This window comes from Mucilaginibacter sp. (assembly GCF_028287845.1).
Classification (GTDB): Bacteria; Bacteroidota; Bacteroidia; order Sphingobacteriales; family Sphingobacteriaceae; genus Mucilaginibacter.
In genome coordinates this window covers 1-13,629 of record NZ_JAQBOW010000091.1, presented here as the reverse complement: position 1 = coordinate 13,629, position 13,629 = coordinate 1, and the positions used below count along the sequence as shown (strand labels likewise).

At 38.2% G+C, this 13,629-nt stretch carries 14 protein-coding genes; 8 read left to right on the top strand and 6 right to left on the bottom strand.

Annotated features, from left to right (window positions below):
• Position 1 precedes the first annotated feature (1 nt).
• The gene (locus JWP71_RS08845; protein ID WP_299498747.1) at positions 2 to 3,169 is read left to right on the top strand and encodes an ATP-dependent DNA helicase; all 3,168 of its coding nucleotides are present in this window, start codon (positions 2 to 4) and stop codon (positions 3,167 to 3,169) included.
• A 28-nt stretch (positions 3,170 to 3,197) separates the two neighbouring features.
• On the opposite strand, the gene JWP71_RS08840 is transcribed toward JWP71_RS08845, so the two are convergent.
• Genes JWP71_RS08840 through JWP71_RS08830 form a run of 3 tightly spaced genes read right to left on the bottom strand, consistent with a single transcriptional unit; the run spans position 3,198 to position 5,099 of the window.
• Entirely contained in the window at positions 3,198 to 3,998 is an 801-nt protein-coding gene (locus tag JWP71_RS08840; RefSeq protein ID WP_299498745.1) for an ABC transporter permease, read from the bottom strand.
• Complete coding sequence (locus JWP71_RS08835; RefSeq protein ID WP_299498743.1) at positions 3,967 to 4,899, bottom strand: ABC transporter ATP-binding protein; 933 nt, start codon at positions 4,897 to 4,899, stop codon at positions 3,967 to 3,969. The genes JWP71_RS08840 and JWP71_RS08835 overlap by 32 nt, the downstream gene beginning before the upstream one ends.
• Positions 4,893 to 5,099 carry a hypothetical protein gene (locus JWP71_RS08830; RefSeq protein WP_299498741.1) on the bottom strand — a complete coding sequence of 69 codons (207 nt, stop codon included), beginning with the start codon at positions 5,097 to 5,099 and terminating at the stop codon, positions 4,893 to 4,895. The genes JWP71_RS08835 and JWP71_RS08830 overlap by 7 nt, the downstream gene beginning before the upstream one ends.
• Before the next feature lie 201 nt (positions 5,100 to 5,300).
• Between JWP71_RS08830 and JWP71_RS08825 the strand changes: the two genes are divergently transcribed.
• Together JWP71_RS08825 and JWP71_RS08820 are read left to right on the top strand one after the other, a co-directional pair.
• Entirely contained in the window at positions 5,301 to 6,308 is a 1,008-nt protein-coding gene (locus JWP71_RS08825; RefSeq protein ID WP_299498739.1) for a sensor histidine kinase, read from the top strand.
• Between the two features lies 1 nt (position 6,309).
• Positions 6,310 to 7,038: a LytTR family DNA-binding domain-containing protein gene (locus JWP71_RS08820; RefSeq protein ID WP_299498737.1), complete on the top strand. Its 729-nt coding sequence runs from the start codon at positions 6,310 to 6,312 to the stop codon at positions 7,036 to 7,038.
• Between the two features lie 45 nt (positions 7,039 to 7,083).
• Here the strand turns inward: JWP71_RS08820 and JWP71_RS08815 are convergent, their stop codons facing one another.
• The 3 genes from JWP71_RS08815 to metK form a co-directional block, all read right to left on the bottom strand.
• Complete coding sequence (locus JWP71_RS08815; RefSeq protein WP_299498734.1) at positions 7,084 to 7,824, bottom strand: lysophospholipid acyltransferase family protein; 741 nt, start codon at positions 7,822 to 7,824, stop codon at positions 7,084 to 7,086.
• 39 nt (positions 7,825 to 7,863) lie between these two features.
• On the bottom strand, positions 7,864 to 8,430 hold the full coding sequence (locus tag JWP71_RS08810; protein WP_299498732.1) for an NUDIX hydrolase: 567 nt from the start codon (positions 8,428 to 8,430) through the stop codon (positions 7,864 to 7,866).
• A 110-nt stretch (positions 8,431 to 8,540) separates the two neighbouring features.
• Complete coding sequence (gene metK, locus JWP71_RS08805; protein WP_299498730.1) at positions 8,541 to 9,791, bottom strand: methionine adenosyltransferase; 1,251 nt, start codon at positions 9,789 to 9,791, stop codon at positions 8,541 to 8,543.
• Positions 9,792 to 10,008: 217 nt separating this feature from the next.
• On the opposite strand from metK, the gene JWP71_RS08800 reads away from it, so the two are divergent.
• From JWP71_RS08800 to JWP71_RS08780, 5 genes are all read left to right on the top strand, one after another.
• Positions 10,009 to 10,884, top strand: coding sequence for a diacylglycerol kinase family protein (locus tag JWP71_RS08800; protein ID WP_299498729.1), 876 nt, complete (start codon positions 10,009 to 10,011; stop codon positions 10,882 to 10,884).
• Between the two features lie 67 nt (positions 10,885 to 10,951).
• Positions 10,952 to 11,293 (top strand): translation initiation factor, encoded by a 342-nt coding sequence (locus tag JWP71_RS08795; protein WP_299498726.1) that lies wholly within the window; start codon positions 10,952 to 10,954, stop codon positions 11,291 to 11,293.
• A gap of 633 nt (positions 11,294 to 11,926) precedes the next feature.
• The gene (locus tag JWP71_RS08790; RefSeq protein WP_299498724.1) at positions 11,927 to 12,754 is read left to right on the top strand and encodes a MotA/TolQ/ExbB proton channel family protein; all 828 of its coding nucleotides are present in this window, start codon (positions 11,927 to 11,929) and stop codon (positions 12,752 to 12,754) included.
• Between the two features lie 85 nt (positions 12,755 to 12,839).
• The gene (locus JWP71_RS08785; protein ID WP_299498722.1) at positions 12,840 to 13,454 is read left to right on the top strand and encodes a biopolymer transporter ExbD; all 615 of its coding nucleotides are present in this window, start codon (positions 12,840 to 12,842) and stop codon (positions 13,452 to 13,454) included.
• Positions 13,455 to 13,460: 6 nt separating this feature from the next.
• On the top strand, positions 13,461 to 13,629 hold a 169-nt coding region (locus JWP71_RS08780), incomplete at its 3' end, for a biopolymer transporter ExbD (protein ID WP_299498811.1).

Here is a 13,629-nt window from a genome sequence, read left to right as displayed (position 1 = left end):
TATGCAATCCACCCCCAATAAATACAACCAAAAATTCCAGGAGGCATTAGCCGGCCTAAACCCCGAGCAACTGGCGGCCGTAAATAAAATGGATGGCCCTGTGTTGGTTATTGCCGGCCCCGGTACAGGCAAAACACAGATACTGGCTGCGCGTATCGGCAAAATATTGACGGATACCGACGCGTTGCCCGGTGAAATACTTTGCCTTACCTACACTGATGCGGGTGCAGTAGCCATGCGCAAGCGTTTATTTGAGTTTATTGGGCCTGATGCTTACCGAATACACATTTATACCTTCCATGCTTTTTGTAATGAGGTGATACAGGAAAATCTGGAGTACTTTGGCAAATTGAATTTAGAGCCATTGTCTGACCTCGAGTCGGCAATGTTGTTCAGGGAATTAGTGGATGATCTTCCGAATGAGCATTTACTAAAGCGTTTTACGGGCGATATTTATTATGATGTACCCCGGTTAAAGAGTTTGTTCTCTACCATGAAGCGGGAAAACTGGAATGAGCAATTTATTGAAAACGCTATAAACGAATATCTGGATGATCTGCCTAACCGGGAAGAATTTATTTATAAGCGGGGGAATTCTGCCAAAGGCATAAGCATTGGCGATCCCAAGCAAAAAGATATTGATGCCGCGCATGACCTCATGAAAAAACTGCTGGCAGCGGTGGTTGAATACCAGCGCTACGATGCCAAAATGAAAGCCAGCGGCCGGTATGATTATGATGATATGATCATTTGGGTATTAAAGGCTTTCCGTGAAAATGAAGAGATATTACGCAAGTACCAGGAACGCTATCATTATATTTTGGTGGATGAGTTCCAGGATACCAGTGGAGCGCAAAATGAGTTGCTTAAGTTTTTATTGAACTACTGGGAAACACCCAATGTATTTGTGGTAGGCGATGATGACCAGTCTATCTTCAAGTTTCAGGGTGCCAACATGAAGAACATTTTGGATTTTGCTAATGATTATGTAAGTACGCTATCAACTGTTGTGCTTAAACATAATTACCGGTCTAATCAACATATATTGGATATTTCTAAAGCGCTTATCAACAATAATAACGAGCGTTTAACCCGGCAGCTGGCGTTGGATAAAAGCTTGCAGTCGTCACATTCACGTTTTGATGAACTGGTGGTAAAGCCGGTTATACGCGAGTATGAAAATCCCGATCAGGAAATGGTTGATGTAGCCATTAGCATAAAACATTTGGTAGAAAAAGGTACGCCGCCGGGGGAGATAGCCGTTATCTACCGTAACCATAGCCAGGTAGAGGACCTGATACATTTTTTAGATACCCAGAAAATAGCCGTAAACACCCGCCGGAAAATAGATGTGTTGACCATTCCGTTTGGTGAAAAGATCATAAACATATTGCGCTATTTGGCTATGGAGCTTAATTCGCCTTATAGCGGTGATGAGTTGTTGTTCGAGATCATGCATTATGATTTCTTTACCATAGCACCTATAGAAATTGCCAAGGCAAGCATAGCGGTATCAAAAGAAAATTTTGTTACATCAGCCAACAATCAGCCCAAAACATCATTGCGTCGGTATATACATGAAATGCGCGCCCCCAAACAACCCAACCTGTTTGATGCCGAGCCGAATACCGAAATGAAATACCTCATTAATAATATTGATGAGCTGATAGGCGATGCGGTAAGCATTACACTACAACAGCTTTTTCAGCAGGTTATTGGTAAAATGGGTATCCTGCGGTATATTATGCAGCAGGCAGATAAGGGAACTTACATGCAGGTGCTCACTAATTTCTTTAATTTTTTAAAGGACGAGAGTCGCAAAAAGCCCGAAATAAAAATAGCCGATCTGCTGGCTACTATCGATACCATGAAAGAACACCGTATCCGGTTGGATTTGAACCAGGTTATCTATTCTGATAATGGTGTAAATTTCTTCACTGCGCATGGTTCAAAAGGACAGGAGTTTGAGCATGTGTTTTTTATTGGATGTGATAAAAAAACGTGGGACAGCAAGGGCCGCAATACAGGTTTCAGCTACCCAGATACGTTGACGCAAGCTACAAATGATGATATCGCTCAAAAAGAAGAGTCGAGGCGGTTGTTTTATGTAGCACTTACCCGCGCCAAACAATGCCTCATGATATCGTATGCTAATAAAGATAAAAAGGGCAAAGAGCAGGAACCGTCACAATTTATTGGCGAAATATTGGCTGATACCGATATGGTTATCGGGCATCCTAAAGTTACAGAAACCAATATGCTTGAGTTTTATGCAACCCAGTTTAGCGAAGCTGATAAGCCAAAGGTTGAACTGCTGGATACCAATTACATTAACCAATTACTACAAAATTATACCCTGTCGGTTACGCATTTAAATAACTTTTTAGATTGCCCGCTCAGGTTTTATTTCCAGTGTTTAATTAGGGTACCGTCTGGTAAAAGCCCCTCGGCAACATTTGGGCAGGCGGTGCATTGGGCATTAAACAAAGCCTTCAGGTGGTTAAAGGATGATGACGATAATTTCCCATCGACCGGACAGTTTATGAAAGAGTTTAAATGGTACATGTACCGTAACCGCGATTCGTTCACCAAAGAAGAATTTAAACTGCGTGTTGATTATGGCGAAAAGATATTGCCGCCATATTATGAGCAAAACATTACCAAATGGAACAAGGTAGCAGTAACCGAGCGGAGTATTAAAAATATTGAAATACAAGGCGTACCTATAAAAGGTAACCTGGATAAAATAGAGTTTGAGGGTAAACAGGCTACCATTGTTGATTATAAAACAGGCAAGCTAAAAAATGCTAAAGACAAGTTAGTTGGTCCAACAAATGACAAACCCGAGGGCGGCGATTATTGGCGCCAGGCTGTGTTTTATAAAATATTAATAGACAACGACCGCAGTAATGACTGGGAAGCAACAACAACCATTTTTGATTTTGTTGAACCCATAAACGAGGGCGAATATCATAAAGAAAAGATTGTAATACACCCGGATGATGTTGCCTTGGTGACAGATCAGATCACCTCGGTTTACCAAAAAATTATGGCGCATGATTTTAATAGCGGTTGCGGTAAAAAAGAATGCGACTGGTGCCACTTTGTACGCAGCAATTTTAAACAGGTTGATGATATGCTGGCTATCGCGGGGGATGAGGAGGAATAATTAAATATAAAAAAATGCTTACAGTCTATTATTTCACACTCTTTTTCTGCACAATATAATATCCTGCAATAAACACTATTGCCGATATTACAATGCTTACAAAAACATCTTTGGTAAAAATATCAATTACCATTTGAGAGTTGTTTTGGCCCTTTGTATGCGGCATCATGGTTTTTAATGCCATCATGGGAGAGGCATAGGGGAACCAAAAATCGTATTCCCAATTGGCTGTAGCCATAATTACACCGGCTATGGTACATACAAACCCAATACCCATTGGCTTTAAAAAATCGGCCCAAAGAAGGCTCAGCAAAAACTGAATAGATAAAATACCTAATGCTGATAAAAATAACTTAAAGTAAACCTGTAACAGCATTACTTCCATATGGTATTCAGAAAACTTTAACCCTGGTTTTAAAAGGCCCAATAAGTTGCCAAAGCCAATGGTAAACAATGCAAAAAGGCCCAGGCTTAAAATAACCAAAAAGAGTGCATATAAATATTTGGCCGAATAAACCGACCATTTGGCTATAGGCAAACTGAATAATGTTTTCCAGGTATCGGCCTTATGTTCAACGCTGTTTACAGAGTAGGCTACAAATATTACAAACATGGGTAGCAGTAATGAACCCATTATGCCTAATATGGCCCCCGAAAAACGCATCCAAAGTAAAATACCCGGCATATTGGTCATTTTTTCACTTTTTACGTAAAAGCCAATAAAAACCAATAGCGTTAATATTAATGGCAACAATATAGCTGCCCAAAATCCTAATGTTTTACGGCTCTTGTAAAATTCAGACTGTAGGGATAGTATAAAGCCTTTCATTATTCGGGGTTTGGGTAATGTCTAAGAATAGTTTTTCAAGATCCTTTTGTACTTTGTGTATACTGTAAATTGTATACCCGTTTTTATTAAGCAAAGCATTGATTTGCCCCATTTTTTCTTTTGATTGGTAGGTTACAGCAAGATAATTGTCATTAACATCAATAACATGGTAACCGTTTTTTGAAAGCAGGTTTGCCGCGTCAACAGTATTGTTAGCTTCAATACGTACCAGAGGTTGACTTATCGACTCCAGGTCTTTTATCTTTCCCTGAAAAAGCAATTCGCCATTATTAATAATGCCTACATGGGTAGCCATGCGCTCAATTTCGGCTAGTAAATGGCTTGATATAAAAACAGTTTTATTGTGTTTGCTTACCAGTTTTTTTAATAGTTCGCGTATTTCAATAATACCATTAGGGTCAAGGCCGTTAGTCGGCTCGTCAAGAATCAATAGTTTGGGGTCTGATAATAAAGCCAAAGCAATTCCTAAGCGTTGTTTCATGCCCAGCGAATAATTACCGGCTTTTTTATGCGCTGCCTGGGTTAGATGCACCAGTTCCAGCATTTCGTCAACACGGTTTTCAGAAATTTGTAATAGGATGGCCCGGTTTAGCAAATTTTCTTTACCGGTAAGGTGCGCGTAAATAGCAGGCTGCTCAATAAGCGATCCTACCTGAGATAATATTTCTTTACGATTGGTTTGAAAGTCCAGGTCGAATATACGAATACTTCCTTCCTGTGTTTGCAAAAGGTTTAACAGTAATTTTATAGTAGTAGTCTTGCCGGCGCCATTTGGGCCAAGAAAACCATATATGCTTCCTTCCGGAACTTGTAGAGATAATGATTTAACAACTGTTTGGCTACCAAAATTAAAGGTTAATCCTTCGGTTTGGATTACCATACATCTAGGTTACCAATTGAGCAAACAGCTTTTACAAGGGTAATGCCCTTGTAAAATAATGACGTGTGTGCCGAAGTAGCAGCTGTATCAGTATTTTGTTTCTTTTGTTCAAACTGATAACTAATGCCCATAATTAATGCAAACATTACCGGAGCAAGTAAAAGTATAAATGGATTGGTGTTGGTAAATAGCTTTTTCATTGCAAGTGATTTTTGATACAACAAAGGAATATTAAATAACTGACCCACTAAAAACATTTATACCAACCGCAGTAATTTGTAGACGAACGCTAATTAACTGTTAATGCCAGTTCATAGATAATAAAGTCCTGTTCATCGATGAAATAGGTAACTCTATATAAATAATGTACTTCGACAATTCAAAATATTAATTTTGGCTCGATGAAAAAAAAATGGCAAATATTCTGGCATATATTAATTTGGGTAAGTATTATCTCGTTCTTTTTGTTTTTAATACATAATGATAAAATGACGAGGCATCGCATCCTGGTCATTTTTGTAGTGTATGGGAGTATTAACATAAGCCTTTTTTATCTTAATTACCTGCTGTTTATTCCCCGTCTTTTAAACCGGAAACGTTATGGCATGTATGCTATAGCAATGGTGCTTACTATAATCATATATGGTGTCGGCAAATATGGTGTCGGCCTTATGTTTAAACAAGATGTGTTGGTACATATGAAGGTACTGGTGGGTTTCTGGTCATATTTCACCAGCACGCTTTTTGTGAGTATTATATTTCTATTCCTCAGCGTTGTACTTAAATTTAGTGTGGATTGGTTCCTGAACGAGCGTATACAACGCGACCTTGAGAACCAACGCTTAAGTGCCGAATTAGCCTTTTTGAAGTCGCAGATAAATCCGCATTTTTTGTTTAATTCATTAAATAGCATATACTCACTGGCTTATCAACAATCAGAGAATACACCTGGTGCTATACTCAAGCTATCAGAAATAATGCGCTATATGCTCTATGAGTGTAATGACAATAAAGTTGACCTGGCCAAAGAGTTACAATACCTGCAAAACTATATCGACCTGCAAAAAATAAGATTTGGCCATAAAGCTTTTATTGATTTTAAAATAGATGGTCAGGTAACAAACCAACAAATAGTACCATTACTTTTGATAGCTTTTATTGAAAACGCCTTTAAACATGGCATAGCCAATGATTCGCTTACCCCAATTCGCCTGTTGATAAATGTTGACAACGAGCATCTGCATTTTTATATTCAAAACAAAAAGCATAGTAATAACCGCGATGATATGGGTGGTATCGGGTTAAATAACGTTAAGCGTCGGCTTGATCTGTTATATCCCGGAAAATATAATTTAGATATACGCAATGAAATAGATACTTACACTTGCGAATTATCCTTAGTTTTATAATATGATAAGATGCCTAATAGTTGATGACGAGCCTTTGGCGCTGCATATACTGGAAGACTATATATCCAAAGTGCCATTTATGGAGTTGGTTAGATCTACCACCAACCCTATCGAGGCTTTAACCTTGGTACAGGATGGTAATATCGACCTTGTATTTCTGGATGTGCAAATGCCCGAGCTTACCGGTATACAGTTTTTGCGCATAGCTAACGGCAAAACCAAAGTAATATTAACTACAGCCTATCCACAATACGCGTTAGAAGGTTATGAACTTGATGTGGTTGATTACCTGCTTAAACCAATTGCTTTCGATAGGTTCTTTAAGGCGGCGCAAAAAGCACAAGGCATAATTCAGCCATCAAAAGCCGCGATAGCCGAGCCTGTGCAGGTGCAGCAGCAACAGGATTTTATGAGCGATTTTATTTTTGTTAAAAGCGAGCATAAAATACAAAAGGTATACCTGCATCAAATATTATTTATAGAGGGGTTGAAGGATTACATCTCCATATTCACTACTGCCGAACGCATTATCACGCTGCAAAACATGAAAAAGATGGAGGATACCCTGCCCGAAAAGCATTTTATTCGCGTGCACAAATCATATATAGTAGCGCTTAATAAGATTGATAGCATTGAGCGCAGCCGCATCCGGATAGGCGATAAAATTATCCCGGTAGGAGACACCTATCGCGATGATTTTTTTAAGATCATTGACGGGAAGAACGTCTAACCCCCCAACCCCCTGAAGGGAGAGTTTTTTGATTAACTTTAAGGGTTAGGGGGTTTGCCCTAAAGCTTCTTTGATCTTATTTTCTGCTTCGGCAACCAGTTCCTCAACCGGGGTTTTGCCCGGTTCAATAGGTTCCAGTACTTTCCAGGTCATGGGGGTGAAGGTGTTAAGGGGATATAGGCCGTAACGTATCATTTTCCATGAATCTTTTATGGCGATAGGTACAAGCAGCGCATCAGGGCATTTTTTAAGGATGATAGCTATACCGCCCACCTGGAAAGTTTTTACCTGCCCGGTTTTAGAGCGGGTGCCTTCGGGGAATATTACTGCCGACCAATTATTTTCTTTCATGCGGATACCCATTTTACTCATTTCCATTAAAGATTGACGCGAATCTTTACGATTGATATTTGCACCACCGCCATATTTTAAATTATAGGATATGGATGGTATACCTTTTGTCAACTCAATTTTTGAAATGAATTTAGCATGATATTTCCGCAAGTACCAAATAAGCGGCGGAATATCTAACATGCTTTGATGGTTAGCTAAAAAAATTATTGGCCTGTTTACAGGTAAATTCTGCTTATTAATAAACGTTACCGTGTTACCCAGGAAGTAAACTGTGCTGGTAAGCAATAAGTTTAAAAGGTCAACAGCGCTTTTATGTGCCTTATAACCAAAAAAGCGGTAGCTTATCCATTGTATAGGTTGAAATATGCATAGTAGCAATAAAAAAGCCACAATAGCAATTGGTGATAAAATGTAGCCGAGAAACTTTTTCATGAGTTAACTAATCGCGCAAAAGTAAAAATATTTTAATAATTACTCAGGCAGGCTGTTTTCCAACAGAAGTAATTTTACTTTTAATACTGCCGCTACTGTTACAGAGTCGGTAATTTCGCCAGTACATACCATACGGTAAACTTCCTCAAAAGGCACTTTTTTTACCAGCAACTGTTCCGTTTCCTCGGGTTCAGCTTCAAATTGTTCCAAACCTCTCGCTACATAAATAATGCATAGCTCATCACTTACAGAATTACTTAGGTGCATGCGCTGCACTTCGGTCCATTTTGTAGCTTTTAAGCCGGTTTCTTCCAGTAATTCGCGTTTTGCCGCAGCTAACGGATCATCATTTAATGGTCCGCCGCCCTCGGGTATTTCCCAGCTGTACTCATTAAGTACAAAACGGTATTGGCCCACTAAATAGGTATTCATATCATCATCTAACGGTACAATACCAATGGCCCGGTTTTTAAAATGTACTTTACCATAAATACCGGGATTGCCTGATGGATTGATAACCTGGTATTCGGTTAAATTTATCCATGTATTATTATAAACTTCTTTTTCAGCTAAAATTTGCCACGGATTTTCTTCAGGCTCCTGCATAATTGTTTTTTTAATCCCTTAACAATTTCATGGTTTAGTATTATTAGATAATAAAAAAGAGCGATGGGTTATCCATCGCTCTAAATTAAAAAAATCAATTAAAGATATTGTTATAAACCAAAAGCTTTCTTTACGTTATCAACGTAATCAAGTTTTTCCCAGGTAAACAGTTCTACTTCCTTTTTAATTACTGTACCATCATGATGGGTAAACGTTTTGGTTACTATCTCGCTTGGTTTACCAAAGTGGCCATAAGCAGCGGTTTCGCTATAAATAGGGTTACGTAATTTAAAACGGGTTTCGATAGCATACGGGGTCATATTAAATATGGCCTCAACTTTTTTGGCTATCTCACCATCATTAAGGTTTACTTTCCCGGTTCCATAGGTGTTTATGTATATGCCCATGGGCTGTGCAACACCAATAGCGTATGATACCTGTACCAATACCTCATTACAAACACCGGCAGCAACCAGGTTTTTAGCAATGTGGCGCGTAGCATATGCTGCAGAACGGTCAACCTTTGATGGGTCCTTGCCAGAGAATGCACCACCACCATGGGCGCCTTTGCCGCCGTAGGTATCTACAATAATTTTACGGCCGGTTAAACCGGTATCGCCATGCGGGCCGCCAATAACAAATTTACCAGTAGGGTTAATGTGGTATTTAATGTCGTTATTAAAGAAGTGAGCATATTTTGGATATTTAGCTTTTACGCGGGGTATCAAAACGCCTATAATCTCTTTACTGATCTTGGCCAGCATAGCTTTCTCTTCGTCAAAGTCATCATGTTGGGTAGATATTACGATAGCATCAATGCGGGTTGGCTTATTGTTATCATCATACTCTAACGTTACCTGCGATTTTGCATCCGGGCGAAGGTATTTAATTTCGGTATTTTCACGGCGGATAGCTGCAAGCTCAATTAATAAAGCATGGGCAATATCTAAAGCCAATGGCATATAGTTATCAGTCTCTATAGTAGCATAACCAAACATCATCCCCTGGTCGCCTGCGCCTTGCTCTTCTTTAGCCTGGCGGTCAACACCCTGGTTAATATCAGGCGATTGCTCGTGTATTGCCGATAATACGCTGCAAGAGCTTCCGTCAAACATATACTCGCCTTTGGTATAACCAATTTTGTTAATTACCTCGCGGGCTATTTTCTGCACATCCAGATATGCTTTTGATTTTACTTCGCCGGCTAAAAAAACCTGGCCGGTGGTAACCAAAGTTTCGCATGCAACTTTTGAATCAGGATCAAGAGCTAAAAAATTATCAATTAAAGCATCCGATATCTGATCGGCAACTTTATCAGGATGTCCTTCTGATACGGACTCCGATGTAAATAAGTAGGGCATATTTTTTTATATATTATGTTATTATTATGTACAATAAAAAAGAAGGATTTAACTGAACTTTGTAAAGAAGCAGGGTTTTAGCACTTTTTTACGTGGTTGCAATCCGGTTCAATGCTCTTGAACAACTAAATCAGTCCACTATTATTTGCCAAAAATAAAACAATTTTTACAAAGTCGAAAATACATTTACTTTTGGATAGTGAAAAATATTATATAGTTGAAACGGAAAGCGTTATTTATTATAAACCCTATATCGGGCGGGAAGAAAAAGGACGGTGTGCCGCAACTAATTGGAAAATATTTAGATGTAGAGGCTACCATAGTTTTTACACATGGAGTGTCACACGCAAGCGAAGTAGCGGCATCGGCTATTAATAATTACGATCTGATAGTTGCGGTGGGCGGTGATGGTACTGTAAATGAGGTAGCATCGGCCCTGGTGGGCAGTAACGCTGTATTAGGCATCATTCCATGCGGATCCGGTAATGGCCTGGCCCGTTTCCTCGGTATCTCTATGGATATGCAGCAGGCAATAAAACATTTAAATACAGGCAGGATAGCAACAATAGATTCTGCGCAAGCTAATGGTAAGCCATTTTTTAATATGGCAGGCATGGGTTTTGATGCACATATAAGCGAGGTATTTGCTCATGGAAAGAAGCGGGGCTTTATTACCTACATCAAATCATCTTTACAAGAAATATTAAAATATAGGCCGCAAACCTATCATTTAGAAATTGATGGGATCAAGCATAGCTATAAAGCCTTTATGCTAAGCTTCGCTAATTCATCACAATATGGAAATAATGCGCATATATCCCCGCAAGCTTCGGTACAGGATGGGTTGATAGATGTTTGTATAATTAAGCCTTTTCCATTATACCGTTTTCCTGAATTAGGGATACGTATGTTTACCAAAACTACAAGCGGATCTAAGTTTGTAGAAATTATTAAAGGCAGGCATATAATTATTAAACGAGATACTCCCGGGCCAATGCATTTGGATGGCGAGCCTGAAATTACAGGTAACGAAGTTGAAATTAATGTTTTGCCCGGTTCATTAAAAGTCATTGTAGGTAATAGTTTTAAATAATGAGTTTATAAGTAAGAGCTCTGGTTTATCTTACAATAATTCAAACCCCATCAGCAAAACTTAAAGGATGTCAAAAAAGAACAAAAATTCTGCGGGTATCATGTATTCTACTAATCCTGATTTTAAATATCAGGAAAATAATAGTGCTGGTCCGGGTACTTTACCCCCTCAGCAACAAAATTTAAAAATTTATCTTGATAGAAAAGGTGGCGGCAAATTGGTTACTGCAATAGGTGGCTTTATAGGTGCTGCCGCTGAGCTGGAAGTAATAGGGAAAAAGCTAAAAACCAAATGTGGTGTTGGCGGGACAGTGAAAGATGGCGAGATATTAATACAGGGCGACTTTAGAGATAAAATTATAACCCTATTGCAAGCCGATGGATATAAAGCTAAAAAGGCGGGTGGATAAGCGCTGAAGTTTTAATGTTATAGCAACTATCAGCCTAAAAAACGGGTAAATAAAAAAAAGTCTTAAAAAATTTGCTACCGACTAATTTTTTAGTTAATATTGTGTTTGTGATATTAAAAGGTATTTCGTTACTTGTTTTCGCATATAAGATTATTGATAACCGCGCCACCGTTTTGTATTGCTATAAATTAACACTACTGAATAAATAACGGGTTAAATTTGTTTAATAATACGGATTAGCCATATAATTAGGTAAAAATAATGACAGATAGTGTCTTTTTTACACACTTTTTTTTGAAAAAGCATGAAAGAATGCTGCTGAGGAAAGTAATAATATCAAAAAGGTTTAATTATAACAGCATAATTACACAACTTTTATAACTATTGCTTGCTATTATAAAAAATAATAAGTTTTATTGTAAAAAATTGTTTGAACGAATATGAATTTTGCATTTCCAAACGTTATAGGGGTGCTGCTTATAAAATCAATGCTATTAATGCATTAAATAATTAATAAAGATTGACAAAAAGTTTTTTTATTTCATTAAAATTCTATTTTTGTTATCCGCTTTAAAAAACGCAATTAACTAACTAAATAAAATAACAAAAACTAAAAACTAAAATTTAAAAGTAATGGCAAACGCACCAACAAAACCAACTACCGTTAAAAAAGAAAGCTCAAGTGCATCTGGCATGTTTGCGACCTTGACTATCCCAATTTGCATTATTATTGCAATATGTATTTTCATATTTATACTGGGTGATGGAAGTCACTATAAAGGTGGAGACGCAAGTGGCGAGCCTGCAGACATTTTCGGAACTGTACACAAAGGTGGTGTATTAGTACCATTGGTTATGTCTTATGTATTAATGGTAATTGTTTTCTCTATCGAAAGATTTATCGTTATTGGTAAAGCATCAGGTACTACAAGTGTTGATTCATTTGTTAGAAGAGTACAAGGTTGCCTTAATGGTGGTAACATTGATGCTGCTTCTGCAGAATGCGACAAACAAAAAGGTTCTGTTGCTGCTGTAATTAAAGCAGGATTGAAAAAATACAAAGAAATGGAAGCTGATACAAAATTAGATGTTGATCAAAAAACTTTAGCTATCCAAAAAGACATTGAAGAAGCAACAGCTTTAGAGATGCCAATGTTAGAGCAAAACTTAACAATCATCGCTACATTAGTATCTATCGGTACATTAACCGGTCTGTTAGGTACGGTTGTGGGTATGATCAAGGCCTTCGCCGAGTTATCAGGTGCTGCTACCAATACATCAGCATTATCAGCTGCTATCTCTGAAGCATTGGTTAACACTGCTATGGGTATCACAACTTCAGCTTTATCAATTGTAATGTATAACGTATTTACATCAAAAATTGATGGTTTAACTTATGCAATTGACGAAACTGGTTTCAGCATTGTACAAACATTTGCTGCATCACACAAAAACAAATAAATTTTAGTGTTAATATCCGGGCTTTAATAGCTTAAAGTCCGGAGTTAATTAATTCATTAATAACACTATATTTAAAAGAAATTATATGTCTAGAGCAAAAGTTCAAAGAAAGAGTACAGCAATTGATATGACCGCCATGTGCGACGTAGCTTTTCTATTGCTTACCTTTTTTATACTATCCGCAAAACCAAAAACAGAAGATCCTGTTCGTGCAGAGGTTCCTGCTTCTATAGCTAAGGAAACCATACCTGAAACCGACTTTGCGATCATTACTGTTGGCGAGGGTAAAGTATTTTATACTATTGAAGGCGATGATGTACGTAAAGAGACCATAAAAGCTATGGGCGATCAGTATAAAATTGCTTTTACACCAGAGCAAATAAACACTTTTGCTCACACAGAGTCTTTTGGTGTTGCGCTTAATGTTTTGCCGCAATTTTTAAGCCTTACCGGTCCTGAAAAAACCGATTTTAAACAAACCGGTATGCCGGTTGATACCACAGAGCACAATGATTTGGCTAACTGGGTATTAGCAACACGTAAGGCTAATGTATTGCTTCATAACAAAGAACCGCAAATAGCAATTAAAGGTGACAGCAAGGAAGAATATCCTACCATTGCCAAGATCATCAAAACCCTGCAAAAGCAAAAGGTTAACAAATTTAGTTTAATTACATCGCTTAGAACGGTGACAAAATAAAAAATTATGGCAGAATTAGATACCTCCGGCGGGTGTAAAAAAGGTGGAGGTAAAGTAAGGAGTAAAAAAGCATCAACCCGTGTGGATTTAACAGCCATGGTGGATCTTGCTTTCCTGCTGATCACTTTCTTTATCCTTACAACTACGCTCCAAAAGCCAAAAGCAATGGACCTGG